Below are 17,485 nucleotides of genomic sequence, written 5' to 3'. Positions count from 1 at the left end.
TTGTGTTTCAACAAGTAATCGGAAAACGATCAGAGCGAATAAAAAATACAGTGGAACGTGGAGCGGTAAAAGCTTTTGCTAATGCAATTGGAGATCCGCATCCACTTTTTATCGATGAAGCCCATGGAAAACGGTCGCGATATCGAGAGAATCTTGCACCGCCTACATTTCCACGAACGTTTGCATACGGAAAAATCGAAGGGTTAGATTTACCGGCAGAAGGCTTGATTCATGGCGAACAAGTGTATGAATACAAACGTCCGCTTTTTATCGGTGAAGAGGTGTACGTATATAGTGAAGTGAAAGACTATCAAGAAAAAACAGGTAAGAGTGGTACGATGGGATTGCTTACCATGATGACTTGTGGCGAAACACAAGATAGGGAGGTTATTTTTTCATCAACGCAAGTGATTATTATGAACGATGCTGTAAGGAGGGCTTGGACCGGATGATTTCTTTGCGTGCAGCGAATATCCAAGATCAAGTATTAGAGAAACAACTCCGGCCAGTAACCCGTTTAGATTTAATCAAATATGCAGGCGCTTCAGGTGATTTTAATCCCATCCATACGATTGACGAAGACGCAAAAAATGCAGGTTTGCCTGGTGTGATTGCACACGGCATGTGGACAATGGGGCAGTTCACCTCGTTATTCACTCCTTACTATGAAGAAGGGTTTGTGCAAACGTATCGCATTCGTTTTAAAGGAATGGTGTTTATCGATGATCGCGTCACGTTACGGGCAAAAGTAAAGAGGAAAGACATTAATTCTATTACGTTTACAACAGAAGCAATTAAGCAAGATGGAACAGTGGTATTAAAAGGAGATACCATTTTTAAGCTCTATTCTTAAAAGAGATTCCAGGTATGTACACACATATCTGGAATTTTTTATTTTGTGAGAAAACAGGACTAATGGAAAGAAAAAAGAATATACAAGGAGATGGGTTCACTCTAGAGCACGTTCTTTTTACTTAAAGAAAGTGGTGAGGTGAAAGAAATGAAGGAGATTGATATTCATAAGCTACCATTTCCAAGTTTTTTAACGAATGAGCAAGGAGAGTTGCTCACATACAATCGTCTATTTGAAGAAAAGTTTCATCATGTAATTGGTGACAAGGATTGGAAGCGACACGCTTTAAATAGTGAAGATGAAGACGAATTAGAACTAGTCTATCTCGATTCAAACGATGAACATTTCCTCTTTTTAAAAGAAGAAAGTACCGGTGAGACGAATCAACTATATGTTGGCATACGCGCCACATCTGTACGTCCGCTTTTTCAACAACTACAAGAAGCAGAACATGTGAACCGTGAACTAAATACGATTATTGAAAACTCGTATGACGGCATTTATATTACGGATGCCAATGGAACGACATTAAAAGCCAATAAAGCCATTGAACGGATTACAGGCATTCCGCCGAGCTATTATCTTGGAAAGAGTGTAGATACATTAGTAGAAAGAGGCATTTTAGAGAACTCGGTCACCCATAAAGTGCGGGCACAAAAGCGCGTAGTTTCGGTTGTTCAGAAGAATTTTGAAGGCAAAGAAACATTGTTTACCGGTACGCCTGTGTTTGATCAAGATGGCCAGTTAGAGAAAGTTGTGACCAATATCCGCGATCTTTCGGAACTAAATGATTTACAAAAGGCGTTGCGGAAAGCAACTGAATTAAACCAGTCTTACAAAGTGGCGCTGGACAAATTGAAACATAAAAGCCAGTCTGATGGTGTGGTCGTAATGAGTCAGAAAATGAAAACAATCTATCAGATGGCCGAACGAATTGCGGATGTTGATGCCACGGTGTTGATCTTAGGTGAAACGGGTGTTGGAAAAGATGTGCTCGCTAAGCATATTTTTAATCAGAGCTATCGGGCAAAAGAAGGAAAATTCATTAAAGTTAATTGTGGAGCGATTCCTCCAGAACTACTTGAATCGGAACTATTTGGCTATGAAAAAGGTGCGTTCACAGGTGCTAGTAGCCGAGGGAAGGTCGGGATGTTCGAATTGGCGCATAGAGGCATGCTTTTCTTAGATGAAGTGGGTGAGTTGCCCATCCATTTACAAGTAAAATTGCTTCGTGTGTTACAGGAAGGCGAAATTCAAAGAATTGGTGGAACGCAGCCGAAAAAAGTTCGTGTACGAGTAGTAGCTGCAACAAATCGAAAGTTACAAGAGATGGTTGATCAAGGAACCTTTCGTGAAGATCTATTCTACCGGTTAAATGTCATTCCAATTCATATCCCCCCATTAAGAGAGCGTAAAGATGATATCGTTTCGTTAGTCAATTTATTTTTAAATCAATTAAACGAAAAATATGGCTTACATAAAACGATGGATCAATCACTTAAACAGTTTTTTATTCAGCATCGCTGGAAAGGAAACGTGAGAGAATTGTCAAATCTAGTAGAACGAATGTTGTTAACAACAGAGGAGCCAGTTATGGGTTTAGATCATCTGCCTTCTGAATATATGCTGGGAAATGAAGCGAAAAACACAAAAACCGTTTCTCTTAAATCAGTCATCGAACAAGCTGAGGAAAAGATTATGCGTCAAGCGGCTGAACAATATGGTTCAACTTATGAAATTGCAGAAGCGCTAAAAACAAGTCAGCCGACTGTTGTTCGGAAATTAAAAAAATATAATTTATCAGTGAAGCAATTTCAGCACACAAAGGCCAGTCTATAACCGAATATAAGTTAAAATTGAATCATTTTATTCAACTTTGAATTAAAAAAGATGGTAAGACTCCTCATGTCTTAGCGTCTTTTTCACGTGTAAAGGGTTGGAGTCAATCTGGCATTATTTTTGCATAGAAAAACAATATGATAAGGAGGAATCGTATATGTTAGATAGGCTCTTCAATATCAATCAAAAAGTAGCCATCATTACAGGAGGAAGTACAGGTTTGGGGCTTCAAATCGCAGAAACATTTGCTCGTGCAGGCAGTATCGTCATTCTATGTTCAAGAAAAAAAGAACAGTGTGAAGAGAAGGCGAAGTGGCTATCTGAAAAAGGGTACAAAGCATTTGGATACGGGTGTGATGTGACGCAATTGGATCAAATCGAGTCCCTTCTCACGAGCGTTATTGATCAACATGGGAAAGTCGATATTTTAGTTAATAATAGTGGGGCTACATGGGGAGAAGCGGTTGAAAAGATGCCACTGGATGCATGGAATAAAGTGATGAATGTAAATGTAACGGGCACGTTTTTAATGAGCCAGCAGGTAGGGAAAGAAATGATTCGTAACGGTGGAGGCAAGATTATTAATGTCAGTTCAATAGCTGGCATGCGTGCAGAACCTCCAGAAGTGTTAAATGCCATTGGATATAGTACAAGTAAAGCGGCAGTCCTCCATTTTACAAAGGATTTAGCTAGAAAATGGGCAGCTCACAATATACACGTAAACGCGATTGCACCGGGATTTTTTCCATCTAAAATGACAAGAGGGGTTTTAGAGGAAAATGAAGCGTTGATTACGGCTAAAAATCCGATGAGACGATTAGGCGATGATGAAACATTAATAGGGGTCATGTTATTTCTAGCGTCTGCAGCAAGTGATTATATTACAGGTCAAGTGATTGCTGTTGACGGAGGCAGTTCACTTTAGCATGAAAGGAGGACGCTCAGTGAGAAACGGGGAGGAAGCATCGATTCAATCGACTTTAACTAGAAGTAAGTTCTTTACAACGTTAGGATTTGAATTGGGAGATGATTCAGTAGAGCGACAGCTCCTATTAAAAGTCAGAGAAGACCATTTAAATTTGAATGGTACGATCCATGGTGGTGTCATTGCCACGATGCATGACAATATAGTCGGTATGATCGTTCGCTGTGAAACAAATTTGAATTGCGTAACGGTCGATCTCTCCATTCATTACGTAAAGCCGGCTTTTAAAGGTGAAAACTTGTGTGCAACAGGTACGATTATAAATGATGGAAAGAAAATCGTAATGGTTGATTCTTATATTCGTACGATGGATGGAGTATTGATCTCACGCTCAACGGCAACATTGAAAGTATTGTACCCATCCAGTTAATTCAGAAAAAACCAGCCACAAACGGCTGGTTTATAATTAACACTGTTTATTCTGCTCTCTTCTAATATGGTAAAGGGCTTTTTCCACAGTGAGACGATTTTTTTCCGTAATCTCTGCTCTTCGTGGAATAGTTGGAAATGCTGGATCAGACCAAGTAGATGGCAGAATTTCAGTCGCTTGGTTTTGCCATTGATCGAGCCAAGTTTTTGGGATGTCGCCCTCAGCAAGATGGAGTTGTTCCGTCATCGCAAGCCAAATATAGGACCACGCTCGGGGCACAACACGCCATTTGTCATAGCCACCTCCTCCAATTGCTACCCAACGTCCCTCACAATATTCATGAGCGATTTCATGCACCAATCTCGGGATTTCTTTAAAGGCATCAATAGAAAGGTGAAGATGAGAGAGTGGATCGTAATAGTGAGCATCGGCTCCATTTTGCGTCAAGATAAGATCCGGTCGAAAAAAGTCAACAGCCTCTCGTAATGACTCTTTATAGGCATGTAAAAAAGATTCATCTTCAGTAAATGCGTCTAGCGGAATGTTAATCGAATAGCCAAACCCTTTACCAGAGCCTTTTTCCGTTACATGTCCGGTTCCAGGAAATAAATAACGGCCCGTTTCATGAATGCTTAACGTGCAGACGTCTGGGTCCTCGTAAAATGCCCACTGTACCCCATCTCCATGATGAGCGTCTGTGTCAATATAAAGCACACGAGCATTGTAGGTTTGGCGCATGTATTCGATGGCAATAGAGGAATCGTTATACACGCAAAATCCCGAAGCTCGTCCTCGAAAGCCATGATGTAACCCGCCTCCTAAATGAAAGGCATGTTGGTACCCATCTCGCAAGACCGCATCACAAGCAGCCAGTGTGCCACCGACTAAATAGGAAGAGGCTTCATGCATGTTTGGAAAGACAGGTGTATCTTCCGTTCCTAAACCGAACGTCTCTGCTTTTCCGTTTTGAAGCGTGCCAGCTCCACCTTCTTTAACCGCTTCAATAAATTTTGGATCATGAATGAGCGCTAGCTCGTCATCTGTTGCTCGTTTTGGACTTATGGTGGTCGTGTTGTCTAATGCCCCCATCTGGTCTAGCAATGAATGCGTAAGCTGCAATCGTAGGGGGTGGAATGGGTGCGTTTCACTAAACTTGTACGGATACGCATCGGCTCCATAAATAAATGCCGCTCGATCTTGTGTCATCGTGCCTCACCTCCCATAGATGGAAGAGAAGGTCCATATACATCATATCCATTGTCTGCTAGCTTGCGTATCACATTACGCGGATCAATCGTCTGTACACGAAACGAAAGCATATGGTAGTTTTCTTTTTGACTAGGGTAAGCAACAGCACTAATGATATTTACCTTCATAGATTTAAAGATTGCGGCAACATCAGCTAGCATTCCAGGATGATTTTGCACGCAAACTTCAACAACCGACGTAGGTCGATCTGCCCCGAGTAATGACGTTAAGCTATAAAGAATATCGGACTCAGAAATAATTCCTGTTAGGCGCTCATCTTTTGTAATTGGTAAACAGCCAATGCGATGTTGATAAAACAATTTGGCTGTTTCTTGAACATCATCATCTTCGTGAGCTGTTAAAACAGGAGTAGACATAATTGTTGTAATCGGTTTCAAAAATAGTGTCTCATCAAAGTCAGGAGACAGAATTGAAGGGCGACAGTCTCGAATATCTCGATCCGATAACATGCCTACCACTTGCATCTCATGAGTGACGATTGGTATATGTCGAATCTGTTGCTTAGCCATTAAATCAATGGCATCTTGAATGGTATCTGTTTCAGACAGTGTATGGACGTGTTGTCGCATAATTAAGTGTAATTTCATAAGTGTAAACCTGCCTAAGCAGCGAAACCTCCTTTCGTACCGATTAATACATAAAACGATTGACGAAGCGCAGTTGATCAAATTGTTCCATAGAAGCTTGATCAATATTAGCGCCAATCCTTGCCATTAAGCAGTTGGCTGGGTGAGAGCTAATTTCTGGATCGTCTGTAGCGAACCAAATTAAGCCGCCAGCATTCATCATTTTCTCCATTACTTTGCGGTATTCCCAAACATCAAGGCCGCTTCCTTTTAAATCCCAGTGCCAATAGTACTCTGTTGTAATAATAATATAGTTTTCCATCGCTGAATCTTTTACAGACAAACGCAATAAATGCTTTCCTAATCCTTTTGCGCGATACTCTGGTGCGATTTCAATTGCGCCTAGTTCTATTAAATTTTCCATTTTTCCTTCTGACCAACGTTCAAGAGGGTCAGGGTAAACAAACGTCACATAGCCTACAATTTGATTCTCATCTCGTATAACGTTAATGCGACCTTCTGGAAGTGCTGCGATTTCCATTAATGCTTTTTTTTGCGCTTGAGCTGGTCGAAACGAAACCAATTTCTCATGATAGTCTAAAGCATCAATCGCTTCTGGTTCTAATGGGCCTTCTAAATAGAGGGTTTTTGAATCAAAAGAAAAGGCTTCTTTTATAAATTTCTTTGGATGGTCCATAGCTTCACCTCAAGTCAACATTCTACACGTACAGTATACTACAGAAAGGTAGCACGTCCCAGTAAAAAGCGAAGGATTACTAATTTATGCGAACTTCAGAAAGTTAATAAGATTATTCAATTGAAATCGAGACGTTTCTTGTATATAATGAACTAAATTAGAGAAGGAGAGGTGTGAAGCTATTATGAAAGCGCTTCCTGTTATTGATGGACAATACAACCTAAAAAATTATGAAGATGCAAAAGCACAATTTGATTGGGATCAAGTGAAAGAACATTTTTCTTGGAATGATACAGGAAAATTAAATTTAGCATATGAAGCCATTGACCGCCACGCTGAATACGGAAAAGCGGATCAAATTGCGCTTTACTATAGTGACGCACGTCGAGATGAAAGCTATACCTTTAATGAGTTAAAAGCGTATTCAAACAAAGCTGCCAATGTGTTAAAAGAAGCTGGAGTTAAAAAGGGAGACCGTGTATTTATTTTTATGCCTCGATCTCCAGAGCTATATTTTGCTTTACTCGGAGCTGTCAAACTAGGGGCAATTGTCGGACCTTTATTTGAAGCCTTTATGGAAGGGGCAGTAAAAGATCGTCTTGAAGATAGTGGCGCCAAAGTACTTGTAACTACGCCAACTTTACTTGAGCGTGTGCCGTTTAACGATTTACCAGAACTAGAAGCAGTACTTGTTGACGATAAAAACTATGAAGACAATGGTGCGTTTCTTCAATTCAATAAACGGTTAGAAGCAGCATCGGATGAGTTAGAAATTGAGTGGGTTGATAAAGAGGACGGGTTAATTTTACACTATACGTCTGGTTCAACTGGAAAACCAAAAGGTGTGTTGCATGTCCATGAAGCGATGGTCCAACATTACCATACTGCAAAAATTGTACTGGATTTAAAAGAAGACGATATTTATTGGTGCACAGCGGATCCAGGCTGGGTAACAGGTACGTCATATGGAATTTTTGGACCGTGGTTGGCGGGGATTACAAACGTTGTCAGAGGCGGGCGTTTCTCTCCGAATGATTGGTATGAAACGATTCAGCGCTACAATGTAACGGTTTGGTACAGTGCACCTACCGCATTCAGAATGTTAATGAGTGCTGGGGACGAACTAGTGAAAAAGTACGACTTATCGTCATTACGCCATGTACTAAGTGTAGGTGAACCTCTTAACCCTGAAGTCGTTCGTTGGGGCAAAAATGTCTTTGATCAGCGTATTCACGACACGTGGTGGATGACGGAAACAGGGGCGCAAATGATTTGTAATTATCCAGCAATGGAAATTCGTCCAGGGTCAATGGGTAAACCAATACCAGGCGTACACGCTGCGATCATTGATGATAAAGGAAATGAATTGCCTCCAAATCGAATGGGTAATTTAGCGATTAAAGCTGGGTGGCCGTCTATGATGCGGACCATTTGGAATAATGAGCAAAAGTTCAAAAGCTATTTTGAAATTGCTGGCTGGTATGTATCAGGTGATTCTGCTTACATGGATGAAGATGGCTATTTCTGGTTCCAAGGAAGAATTGATGATGTCATCATGACTGCCGGGGAGCGCGTTGGCCCGTTTGAAGTTGAAAGTAAACTTGTGGAACATCCAGCTGTTGCGGAAGCCGGAGTTATTGGGAAACCAGATCCTGTTCGTGGCGAAATCATTAAAGCATTTATCGCCCTTCGAGATGGGTATGAAGTGACGGATGAGCTTAAAGAAGAGATTCGTCAATTTGTAAAAACCGGCTTAGCTGCACATGCGGCACCAAGAGAGATGGAGTTCCGTTCCTCTTTACCTAAAACTCGTAGTGGTAAAATTATGCGTCGCGTGCTCAAAGCATGGGAGCTTGACTTACCAACTGGTGATTTATCGACAATGGAAGATTAATGCATAGCAAAAGCTCCAAGTGCCTAAGCACTTGGAGCTTTTTTATATTGATTAGTCGTCTTCGTTATCGGTTTCGCTTTCGTCCGAAGACGTTTCGTCCGTTTCTTCATCTGTTGAAGTATCGCTACTGTCTTCATCGTCAGCTGCGTCTTCATCTGAACTAGATTCGTCACTACTGTCTGAAGCGTCATCGTCACCCTCATCATCCGAAGATTGACGTTGTCTTAATTCTTCAAGCTGTCTTTGCATCGAACTTTTTAGTTCAGATTGAAACGGTGCAAGACCATCAATACGGGAAAGCATGTCGTTATCATAAAGATCGGTTGTCACTAACCCTTCTTCATCACAGATGGCATTAGAAGAACCGCCTGTTAAGCCACACACGCTTCGCTCGGTTAGTCCTCCTGGACGCTGGAAACGGGTTCCTTCTGCTGTCATTAAATTCGGTTGAACGCTATAAGCAGCATTGGCAAGATTTGCCCAGATGTTTTGTGTGCGTTCACCAGTACCCATTCCGTTGTGTCTATTTACTAGTGAAACTTCTGTGCTACCTGAATAGCCATTCCATACGCCTAACGATACGTATGGGTTTGTGGCAATAAACCAAGAGTCAATGTCTTGATTTGATGTCCCGGTCTTGCCTGCCCAATCGGCACTGAAATTTAGCAAGCCTGGGACACGGCTCGCCGTTCCACCACTTGTATTGACAACATCACGCATCATATCAACTAACTGATAGTTTGTTTGCGGGCTTACGAAGTCAAATTCTTCTTTTTCGTGTTCATATACGACTTCTCCGTCGTACGTTTCGATTTTCTCAATCATATAAGCGTCAGGACGCGTGCCGTCGTTTGCAAATGCAGTATAAGCAGACACCATTTGTTCGACGGTTGCCCCGCCACCGCCAATAGCGGCTGCTTCGTATGGCGGCATACCTGTCACACCTGCCGATTCAATTAACTGGGTTTTCATCTCGTCTGGTACATGCCACCAAGCACGAACCGCCGGCACATTTCGTGAGCGTATTAAAGATTCACGTACAGTTAAATTGCCAGCGTGCTGTGAATCAAAGTTCCCTATTGGGTCCCCATTCGATCGATACGTATCCGGTGTATCGGGAATGACTAGCCCAGGCTGGGTGACGCCAGCTTCCAAAGCGCCGGCAAACGGTAAAATCGGTTTAATGGTTGACCCTGGCGATCGTAACCGAGTTGTATGATTTAACTGGTTATCTAAATCTTCTTCTCGACCACCGACAAAGCTCAGAATCGCTCCTGTACGATTATCAATCATTACAGCACCAACTTCTTCCCGGTCTCCGCTACTATTGTTAGGGCCAAAATAGTAATCCGAAGCGCCAGCTGCTTCGTTCATTGCCTCATACAGGTCTTCATCAATCGTTGTGGAAATTTTGTAGCCGCCGTTTTCGATGCGATTGCGGACATCGGTGCGCATTTCTTCTTCTTCTAAATTTTGCGCGCTCGCGCTTAGTTGATCCCAGCCTTCAAACGCTTCTTTCTCCACAGAAAGAAGGGCTTCAGTAGCGCGGTCAAGAATTTCAGAAGTCAGTCTTGGGTTGCGCGCCATCGGATCAGGCGCGTATTCAATAAAATCCGCTGCCAAATCATACTCAAGTGCTTCATCACGCTGTTCTTGATCAATGTAGCCACTTTCGTACATACGGTTTAATACGGTGCGATAACGATTAAATCCAGGTTGCAAACCGTCTTCATCTTTTACTTCTGCATCACCAGTAAACGGCGTATACCCAAACGGGCTTTGCGGCATTCCAGCTAAATAAGCAGATTGTGCTAGGTTTAAATCTGAGGCTGGTACGCCAAAGATGCCCATTGCTGCGGCCTGCACACCTTCTACATTTCGACCAGAAGCATTTCGTCCAAATGGTACAACGTTTAGATAGGCCTCTAAAATTTCGTCTTTTGTCATGAAGTGTTCTAAGCGCATAGCTAACATAATTTCCGTTGCTTTTCGATCGAACGAGACTTCATTGGAGAGAACCTGTTGCTTGATTAACTGCTGGGTCAGTGTGCTTCCTCCCGTTTGGACAGAAGCATTGGAGAGTTCTTGCATCGTTGCTCGCAGCAGTGCTTTAGGGACGATGCCTTCATGTTCATAAAAATGCTCATCTTCTGTTGCGATAATGGCCGTTTTTACGTCATCTGCAATATCATCTAAGGTAATAATATCCCGTTCGACATCACTGCGAATTTTCCCTAAATACACATCGTTCGCTAAATAGATTTCACTTGTTTCTGTTAACGAGCCAACGTGCGTGCGCAAGTCTTCTTCTGTATACTCATCTTCGTCGTGAACAAGCGAGGCGAAATACCCCGCAGCGGTCCCTCCTGCAAGGACAATAAGTAAAAAGCCTATGATAAGTGCTACGAGCAATAAATTCCAAATAACTTGGTAGGTAATGCCTACCTTGTGAAAAAATTGAATGTCTGAGAGCTTTTGATTCATTTGCTCAAAAGACTGTCTTACATTAAATAGAAAAGATTTCATGTTTTCCCCCCTATAATGGTGAGTATACCATAAATAGGATAGCGGGCATACACGTTCTGTTGACTTTGAAAACCAGGTGTGATAAAACTATGCTTATATCTAAATACACAAGCGTTGAAAAGCCGAAGTATGCTTATAAATGGTAGCAATAGAGAGCTAGCGGGTGGTGAAAGCTAGCACGATTGATAAGCAGAATTACAGCTGGGAGCTTTCTTTGTGTTTCACACAAGGACGGGAAGACCGTTATTTATCGAGTGGGAGGTTTATAAACCTTCAACGAGGGTGGTACCGCGACGAATGTTCGTCCCTTTTAGGGAGGAGCTTTTTTTGTGTTTAAAAATAGAGGAGGAAGAGAGATGACGGAAGAAAAACAGCTTACGGCTGAGCAAGTTAGATTAGTGGATGAACAGGTTGAGACCCTTATGCGAGGAGTGGTCGAAATTGTTCCTGAAGAAGCATTTCGTAAAAAGATTGAAAAAAGTGTGCGCACAGGCAAGGCATTAAAGATAAAACTAGGGATGGATCCGTCTGCACCTGATGTGCACATTGGGCATACCGTCGTCTTACAAAAATTACGTCAGTTTCAAGATTACGGACATCATATTCAATTGCTAATTGGGGATTTTACTGGAAAAATTGGCGATCCGACCGGCAAATCGGAAACGCGTAAAGTATTAACTGATGAACAAGTAAAACAGAACGCGCAAACCTACGTAGAACAATACGGCAAAGTGTTAGATATGGAGAAAACAGAGATTCTTTACAACTCTCAATGGTTAACCGAGCTTAAGTTTGAAGATGTGCTGAATTTAGCTGGTCAAATGACGGTTGCGCGAATGTTAGAGCGTGAAGATTTTAATAAACGCTATAAGTCAGGTCAGCCTATTTCGGTTCATGAATTTTTCTACCCGCTTATGCAAGGATACGATTCTGTTGCAATGGAAACAGACATCGAAGTAGGAGGAACCGATCAAACGTTTAACCTTCTGATGGGAAGACAGCTGCAAGATGCGTACGGTAAAGAAAAGCAGGTCATGATGACGTTGCCGTTAATTGAAGGACTAGATGGCGTTCGGAAAATGTCGAAGTCGTTAAACAACTACATCGGAATTGATGAAGCGCCAAATGAAATTTTCGGCAAATCGATGTCGATTCCTGATGAGTTAATGGCAAAATACTTTAAACTTGCAACGGATGTTCCAATGGAAGAAGTAAACAAAATTGAAGCTGGTTTAAAAGATGGCTCGGTTCACCCACGTGATGCGAAAATGCGTCTTGGCCGAAAACTTGTTGAAATGTACCATGGGGAAGAAGCAGCCAAAGAAGCGCAAAGCTACTTTGAAACGGTCTTCCAAAAGCGAAATCTTCCTACTGATTTACCAGTTGTGGAATGGACGGGCGAACAAACCGTATCATTAATTGATTTGCTTGTTGAATTAAAGCTCCAGAATTCAAAAGGTGAAGCGCGCCGCATGATTCAAGGTGGCGGTGTGAAAATTAACGAGGAAAAGCAAGAAGATCTTCAAGCCATGATTACGGTAGAAGATGGCATGATTGTTCAAGTAGGGAAGCGGAAATTTGCTAAACTAAGCGTTTCTTAAGAAAGAAAAAGTGCTCCGATCAAAGTGGGAGCACTTTTTTTATGAATAAAAAAACGTCCACCTGATCAGGTAGACGTTCTTTATGAGATTATTAACGAGAATACCACTCAACGATAAGCGCTTCTGTAATTTCAGCAGGAAGCTCAGAACGCTCTGGGAAACGTGTGTATGTTCCTTCAAGCTTTTCTTCATCAAATGATACGTATGCTGGTGTGAAGTCATTTACTTCTAGAGATTCTTTTACCGCAGAAAGGGTACGAGAACGCTCACGAAGAGAAATCGCTTGACCAGGCTTTACACGGTAAGATGGGATATCTACACGAGAACCATCTACTGTTACGTGACCGTGGTTAACAAGTTGACGTGCCGCACGACGTGTACGAGCAAGACCTAAACGGTAAACAAGATTGTCTAAACGAGACTCAAGAAGAACCATGAAGTTCTCACCGTGGATCCCTGACATTTTGCCAGCATCGTTGAAGATACGAACGAATTGACGCTCGTTTACGCCATACATATGACGAAGCTTTTGCTTCTCTTGAAGCTGAAGCGCGTATTCGGATAATTTTTTACGTTGGTTTGGACCGTGTTGACCTGGAGCGTAAGGACGCTTCGCAAGTTCTTTACCAGTGCCGCTTAGTGAAACACCAAGGCGACGAGATAGTTTCCAAGATGGACCTGTATAACGAGACATAAGTAGTCTCCTCCTTGTTATTTTGATTTGCAAAATAACAACCTGTCTGACAATCTCTGAATGCAGGTTATTCCATTTTCATGTACCTTCGCTTCGACAGCTAGAAGTTACACAGTACACCTCATACCTTGCAGCCGCGAGGAATGGAATAAAACAAACAACAGTTTGTCTCGGCTGTCTTTCACACCGAATAATCATAACCGAAATACCGTTTAAAAGTCAAGGTTTGCGTTTAAGAAAGGTTCAATCGTTGCAACAAATTGTTCTAAATAGACTTGGTCCTCTTCTGAAAAGCGATCTTTTATTGGGCTATCAATGTCTAATACGCCAATCACGTTGCCGTTTTGACGAACGGGTATGACAATCTCAGAATTCGATGCGGCATCGCATGCAATATGGCCTGGAAAAGCATGAACATCTGCAACACGCATCGTTTGATTTTTAGAAACAGCTGTGCCACATACTCCTTTACCAATGGAGATACGTGTGCAGGCTGGTAATCCTTGAAAAGGTCCTAATACGAGCTCATTTTCTTTTAACAAGTAAAATCCAACCCAATTAATATCACCTAAAAATTGTCCAAGAAGGGCACTTGCATTTGCATAGTTTGCGAGTGTGCTTGTTTCGTCTTCAAGCAAGGCCTTTGCTTGCTTTAACAATAGCTCATACGCGTCTTTTTTGTTATCTGAGTAAGTGTTCGTCGTAAACATGACAGATTCTCCTTTTAAAATACAATAATCGCCTTTAAATCACGGGTTTTGTCTAAAAGTATTTGTTCTAAAATCCCAAGCTGAACAGGAGCTCGGGAATAGTAGAGCGAATACAGGTATAAAGATGAAAAGGGTTTGAAAAAAACCAACTTTACTCGGAGGTGACCTAATGAGTGATCAAACCAAAGAGTCCATTAAACATGCGGCTACCCGTTTGTTTTATACGCATGGCTATCATGGGACGTCGGTTCGAGATATAGCGAAAGAAGCTTCCGTCAATTCAGCGCTTATTTCCTACTATTTTGGAGGAAAACAACCATTATTTGAAACGTTAATGATCGAATTCTTTGAAGGCTACATTCAATCAATAGAAGAAGCCATGTATCAAGCAAATGTTGACGTTGATGCTGTGCTACCCCAATTGTTTAAGCACGTATTCACGTATCAACAGTCTTGCCATTTATTAGCTAGAATGGCTCATCGTGAAATGACGATGGACTCGACCCTTGTTCGTGAAGTGATGAGTACGTATTTAAGGAAGGAGCAGTTCCTGTTAGAACAAATTATTCACGTGTACCTTGATAGGAAGCAACTAAAGCGGATTCCGGTAGACTTAACTGTGCTGCATTTACGGAATATGTTAACACTTCCGTTCTCTTCTCCACAATATTTGCGTGAGTTATTTTTACTAGCGCCAGATGATCATTTGTTTATGAAACGGTATGTGTCTCATGCAGAACAGTGGATGAAGTCGTTGCTACTGACAAAAGACACGAAGCGGCTTCACTTAGTCCGAGGGTAAAAGCGCCGCTTGACCGCTTTGTAGGCCAGAGACTGTATGAGCGTCGGAACCGTAAATAAGCGGAATGCCCATCTTTTTAGCAACACGGGCAATTGGAAGAGGCGGGTACGTTTCTAAGCAATCAGGCTTTTTCATGCCGGCGCCGTTATAATCAAGCTGGAGTCCTTGGGCTTGAACTTCATTCAGGATGTCCATCCATTCCTGCTCAAAAAAATGACTCGCAGGGTAGCGTCGTTGATATTTACGACAAAGGGTCATATGGCCGATTCGCTTTGGTTTGTACTTGCCTAAGTTTGCTCTAAGGGAGCGAAAGACTGTCTGATAATACAACTTATAAACAGCATCGACACTACCTAGTTTGTTAGCGAGTGAAGCAAATGTGTCGGGACTAAAATCCATACATGTATAGGCTGAATCCGTTTGTAGAAAATGAACCGATAAAATGCTGTCATCTAAATGTGGACCGAATTCACTTAGCAAGTCTCTCGTTTCCGCTTCATAGCCAGCAATAAAATCAACTTCCATTCCCGTGAGTATGCGCAGTGAGCCCGCATACTCTTTTTTTAATTGCTTAATCGTAGAAAAGTAGTCACTTACGTCATGTATAGGCATGGCACTATCTTGTTCAGGTGTTGGGTCTGTAAAAGTTGGAGGAAGCGGCGCATGTTCGGTAAACGTCAGCTGCTTAGTTCCCTTCTTGATGGCTTCTTCACAATAAGCAGCCATCCTGTCATCAGAGCCGTGGGGGCAATACGGACTATGAACATGCCCATCAATATCGTGCATGAGAACCCTCCTTTTTCGTGTGATAGGACGAAGAAATGACTCAAATGTTAAAAATGTGAAATTTGTCAGCGAGTGATGTGTTGAATCTGCACACAAACTGTCGCTTTCATGATATTATAATACGTATTAGATATCGGATAAACTAGAAAGTTAGCAAAGTAAGGAAGAGCTTGTCGGAAGGGAGTCTCCAGTGAATATAATCATAACCATTGTTGTCGTCTTACTAGTCATTATTGTGATTGGCACAGTTTCTGGCATTTTGATTAGGCGAACAATACATAAATCAGTTGATGAATTAGACAATCGTAAAAACCAAATTTTAAATCGAAACATTTCAGAAGAAATATCAAAAGTGAAAAAGCTGAAGATGTCTGGTGAAACGGAACAGAAATTTGAAAGTTGGCGTAAAGACTGGGATGAAATACTTGAATCAATTTTACCTAGTATTGAAGAGCAACTCGTTGAAATTGAAGAACTAGCAGGAAAATACCGCATTACAAAAGCGAAAGATCAATTGAAATGGGCGGAAAATCGGTTAATTTCTGTTGAACAACAGCTTGATGTAATGGTTGAGGATATTGATAAACTCGTTTCTGCAGAAGAAAAAAATCGCAGCGAGATCGCTTCAATTAAAGAACTTTACCAAAACTTATCCACTGAACTGTTGAAAAAAAGAGGCTCATTTGGAGAGACGATTCAAGCACTTGATGAAGTCATGACGAATACGAAACAAGCACTTGTAGCGTTTGAAGAGTCCACTCAAAATGGAAGTTATTTGCAGGCTCGAAAACAATTGCTTGAAACGAAAGATTCTCTTTATATTTTAAATGAAAAAATGGAGCGGATCCCGTATCTTCTTATGCAAGTAAGATCCACCCTTCCAGGAGAATTGTCAAATCTTCAATTAGGTATTAAAGAGATGGAAGAAGACGGTTATCATCTTGAGACATTCTCATTTCATTCAAAGATTGGTACATTCAAGGAAGAAATTGACAAGGCATACATAGCTCTTAAAACGCTAGAAGTTGATGAGGCAGCGGCAACACTCGAAGACGTACAAGCTGAGATTGATAGCATGTATGAAACATTGGAAAAAGAAGCGACGTATAAGAGTAAGTTACTCGCACAAATTCCTGTATTGAAAGCGGAAATTGAAAAAGCGAATAAGAATATGAAACAGTTGTTAGATGAGACGACTCAAGTTGAAAAAAGTTATATGATCGCAAGTGAAGAGGTACAGCTTCAGCAAACCCTTCAAAAAGATTTGCGAAATGTACAAAGTCAGTTAACCGTCATTATGGACGTCTTTGAAAACCAAAAGCAAACATTCTCATCCATTTTTGAGATGACCGAAGACTGGCGTATTCAAATGGAAGAGTTGTCAAACGGCATTGAAGAAAGCATTGACCGACTGAGAAGACTGCGAAAAGACGAACTCCAAGCTCAAGAGACCGTAAGTCAATTAAGAGAGCTTGTGCTTGAGTCAAAGCGCTTGCTCTATAAAAGTAACCTGCCAGGTGTACCTGTTACCTACGTTGAATCACTTGATGAAGCAGAAGAAAAAATTAACAAAGCGCTAGAGGCACTCCAGTCGTTTCCCCTTGAAATGAGTCAAGTAGAAGCCCTCGTCCAAGAAGCGTCTGCTGTAGTTGAAAAAAATAGCAACGATATTCGAGAAATGGTGGAAACAGCGCAAATGGCCGAGCTTGCCATTCAATATAGCAACCGTTATCGTGGACAGGATGAATCCGTGCGAAAAGAGCTTGATGAAGCGGAGCAAGCCTTCTTACAGTATGATTATGAAAAAGCACTGTCGATTGTCCAGCATGCAGTTCAACGCTATGAGCCAGACTTAATGAACAAAGTGTCAAAACATATGAGTGCATAAACGAA

16 protein-coding genes and 1 other annotated feature are annotated in these 17,485 nt (G+C 41.6%); of the genes, 9 read left to right on the top strand and 7 right to left on the bottom strand.

The window, feature by feature from the left end; translation table 11 throughout:
• Positions 1-2 precede the first annotated feature (2 nt).
• The 5 genes from ABC361_RS14250 (at position 3) to ABC361_RS14230 (ending at position 4,047) form a co-directional block, all read left to right on the top strand.
• A complete protein-coding gene (locus ABC361_RS14250) occupies positions 3-452 on the top strand; it encodes a MaoC family dehydratase N-terminal domain-containing protein (protein ID WP_413074569.1) in 450 nt (149 codons plus the stop codon).
• Positions 449-853, top strand: coding sequence for a MaoC/PaaZ C-terminal domain-containing protein (locus ABC361_RS14245; RefSeq protein ID WP_413074568.1), 405 nt, complete (start codon positions 449-451; stop codon positions 851-853). The genes ABC361_RS14250 and ABC361_RS14245 overlap by 4 nt, the downstream gene beginning before the upstream one ends.
• A gap of 147 nt (positions 854-1,000) precedes the next feature.
• Positions 1,001-2,692, top strand: coding sequence for a sigma-54 interaction domain-containing protein (locus ABC361_RS14240; RefSeq protein ID WP_413074567.1), 1,692 nt, complete (start codon positions 1,001-1,003; stop codon positions 2,690-2,692).
• 157 nt (positions 2,693-2,849) lie between these two features.
• Positions 2,850-3,617 carry an SDR family oxidoreductase gene (locus ABC361_RS14235; RefSeq protein WP_413074566.1) on the top strand — a complete coding sequence of 256 codons (768 nt, stop codon included), beginning with the start codon at positions 2,850-2,852 and terminating at the stop codon, positions 3,615-3,617.
• 19 nt (positions 3,618-3,636) lie between these two features.
• Positions 3,637-4,047, top strand: a complete 411-nt coding sequence (locus tag ABC361_RS14230) for a PaaI family thioesterase (protein ID WP_413074565.1) — start codon at positions 3,637-3,639, stop codon at positions 4,045-4,047.
• A gap of 36 nt (positions 4,048-4,083) precedes the next feature.
• Here ABC361_RS14230 and ABC361_RS14225 read toward each other — a convergent pair whose 3' ends face one another.
• The 3 genes from ABC361_RS14225 to ABC361_RS14215 are packed head-to-tail and all read right to left on the bottom strand — an operon-like array spanning position 4,084 to position 6,579.
• Positions 4,084-5,253: an acetoin utilization protein AcuC gene (locus ABC361_RS14225; protein WP_413074564.1), complete on the bottom strand. Its 1,170-nt coding sequence runs from the start codon at positions 5,251-5,253 to the stop codon at positions 4,084-4,086.
• Positions 5,250-5,903 (bottom strand): CBS and ACT domain-containing protein, encoded by a 654-nt coding sequence (locus tag ABC361_RS14220; protein WP_413074563.1) that lies wholly within the window; start codon positions 5,901-5,903, stop codon positions 5,250-5,252. The genes ABC361_RS14225 and ABC361_RS14220 overlap by 4 nt, the downstream gene beginning before the upstream one ends.
• A gap of 43 nt (positions 5,904-5,946) precedes the next feature.
• Positions 5,947-6,579, bottom strand: coding sequence for a GNAT family N-acetyltransferase (locus ABC361_RS14215; protein ID WP_413074562.1), 633 nt, complete (start codon positions 6,577-6,579; stop codon positions 5,947-5,949).
• Between the two features lie 184 nt (positions 6,580-6,763).
• Between ABC361_RS14215 and acsA the strand changes: the two genes are divergently transcribed.
• Positions 6,764-8,473 carry an acetate--CoA ligase gene (acsA, locus tag ABC361_RS14210; protein WP_413074561.1) on the top strand — a complete coding sequence of 570 codons (1,710 nt, stop codon included), beginning with the start codon at positions 6,764-6,766 and terminating at the stop codon, positions 8,471-8,473.
• 51 nt (positions 8,474-8,524) lie between these two features.
• Here acsA and ABC361_RS14205 read toward each other — a convergent pair whose 3' ends face one another.
• Positions 8,525-10,999, bottom strand: a complete 2,475-nt coding sequence (locus ABC361_RS14205; RefSeq protein ID WP_413074560.1) for a transglycosylase domain-containing protein — start codon at positions 10,997-10,999, stop codon at positions 8,525-8,527.
• 105 nt (positions 11,000-11,104) lie between these two features.
• Positions 11,105-11,311 (top strand) — a binding site (T-box leader).
• A 44-nt stretch (positions 11,312-11,355) separates the two neighbouring features.
• On the opposite strand from ABC361_RS14205, the gene tyrS reads away from it, so the two are divergent.
• Positions 11,356-12,600 (top strand): tyrosine--tRNA ligase, encoded by a 1,245-nt coding sequence (tyrS, locus tag ABC361_RS14200; protein ID WP_413074559.1) that lies wholly within the window; start codon positions 11,356-11,358, stop codon positions 12,598-12,600.
• A gap of 91 nt (positions 12,601-12,691) precedes the next feature.
• Here tyrS and rpsD read toward each other — a convergent pair whose 3' ends face one another.
• Both rpsD and ABC361_RS14190 read right to left on the bottom strand, forming a co-directional pair.
• Positions 12,692-13,294 carry a 30S ribosomal protein S4 gene (rpsD, locus tag ABC361_RS14195; protein ID WP_099301517.1) on the bottom strand — a complete coding sequence of 201 codons (603 nt, stop codon included), beginning with the start codon at positions 13,292-13,294 and terminating at the stop codon, positions 12,692-12,694.
• 212 nt (positions 13,295-13,506) lie between these two features.
• Positions 13,507-14,004 (bottom strand): GAF domain-containing protein, encoded by a 498-nt coding sequence (locus tag ABC361_RS14190; RefSeq protein WP_413074558.1) that lies wholly within the window; start codon positions 14,002-14,004, stop codon positions 13,507-13,509.
• Positions 14,005-14,173: 169 nt separating this feature from the next.
• Between ABC361_RS14190 and refZ the strand changes: the two genes are divergently transcribed.
• Complete coding sequence (gene refZ, locus ABC361_RS14185) at positions 14,174-14,806, top strand: forespore capture DNA-binding protein RefZ (RefSeq protein ID WP_413074557.1); 633 nt, start codon at positions 14,174-14,176, stop codon at positions 14,804-14,806.
• Here the strand turns inward: refZ and hisJ are convergent.
• The gene (hisJ, locus tag ABC361_RS14180; RefSeq protein WP_413074556.1) at positions 14,792-15,592 is read right to left on the bottom strand and encodes a histidinol-phosphatase HisJ; all 801 of its coding nucleotides are present in this window, start codon (positions 15,590-15,592) and stop codon (positions 14,792-14,794) included. The genes refZ and hisJ overlap by 15 nt on opposite strands.
• A gap of 190 nt (positions 15,593-15,782) precedes the next feature.
• On the opposite strand from hisJ, the gene ezrA reads away from it, so the two are divergent.
• Positions 15,783-17,480 (top strand): septation ring formation regulator EzrA, encoded by a 1,698-nt coding sequence (ezrA, locus tag ABC361_RS14175; protein ID WP_413074555.1) that lies wholly within the window; start codon positions 15,783-15,785, stop codon positions 17,478-17,480.
• Positions 17,481-17,485 lie beyond the last annotated feature (5 nt).

It is taken from the genome of Shouchella phoenicis (genome assembly GCF_047238345.1).
Lineage (GTDB): Bacteria > Bacillota > Bacilli > Bacillales > Bacillaceae_D > Shouchella.
This window is presented reverse-complemented; position numbering and strand designations above follow the sequence as displayed.

Excerpts from the sequence above, each read along its gene's own strand:
- ABC361_RS14245 (WP_413074568.1), top strand. The coding sequence starts at position 449 with ATGATTTCTTTGCGTGCAGCGAATATCCAAGATCAAGTATTAGAGAAA.
- ABC361_RS14240 (WP_413074567.1), top strand. The coding sequence starts at position 1,001 with ATGAAGGAGATTGATATTCATAAGCTACCATTTCCAAGTTTTTTAACG.
- ABC361_RS14235 (WP_413074566.1), top strand. The coding sequence starts at position 2,850 with ATGTTAGATAGGCTCTTCAATATCAATCAAAAAGTAGCCATCATTACA.
- ABC361_RS14225 (WP_413074564.1), bottom strand. The coding sequence starts at position 5,253 with ATGACACAAGATCGAGCGGCATTTATTTATGGAGCCGATGCGTATCCG.
- ABC361_RS14220 (WP_413074563.1), bottom strand. The coding sequence starts at position 5,903 with ATGAAATTACACTTAATTATGCGACAACACGTCCATACACTGTCTGAA.
- ABC361_RS14215 (WP_413074562.1), bottom strand. The coding sequence starts at position 6,579 with ATGGACCATCCAAAGAAATTTATAAAAGAAGCCTTTTCTTTTGATTCA.
- acsA (WP_413074561.1), top strand. The coding sequence starts at position 6,764 with ATGAAAGCGCTTCCTGTTATTGATGGACAATACAACCTAAAAAATTAT.
- ABC361_RS14205 (WP_413074560.1), bottom strand. The coding sequence starts at position 10,999 with ATGAAATCTTTTCTATTTAATGTAAGACAGTCTTTTGAGCAAATGAAT.
- tyrS (WP_413074559.1), top strand. The coding sequence starts at position 11,356 with ATGACGGAAGAAAAACAGCTTACGGCTGAGCAAGTTAGATTAGTGGAT.
- rpsD (WP_099301517.1), bottom strand. The coding sequence starts at position 13,294 with ATGTCTCGTTATACAGGTCCATCTTGGAAACTATCTCGTCGCCTTGGT.
- ABC361_RS14190 (WP_413074558.1), bottom strand. The coding sequence starts at position 14,004 with ATGTTTACGACGAACACTTACTCAGATAACAAAAAAGACGCGTATGAG.
- refZ (WP_413074557.1), top strand. The coding sequence starts at position 14,174 with ATGAGTGATCAAACCAAAGAGTCCATTAAACATGCGGCTACCCGTTTG.
- hisJ (WP_413074556.1), bottom strand. The coding sequence starts at position 15,592 with ATGCACGATATTGATGGGCATGTTCATAGTCCGTATTGCCCCCACGGC.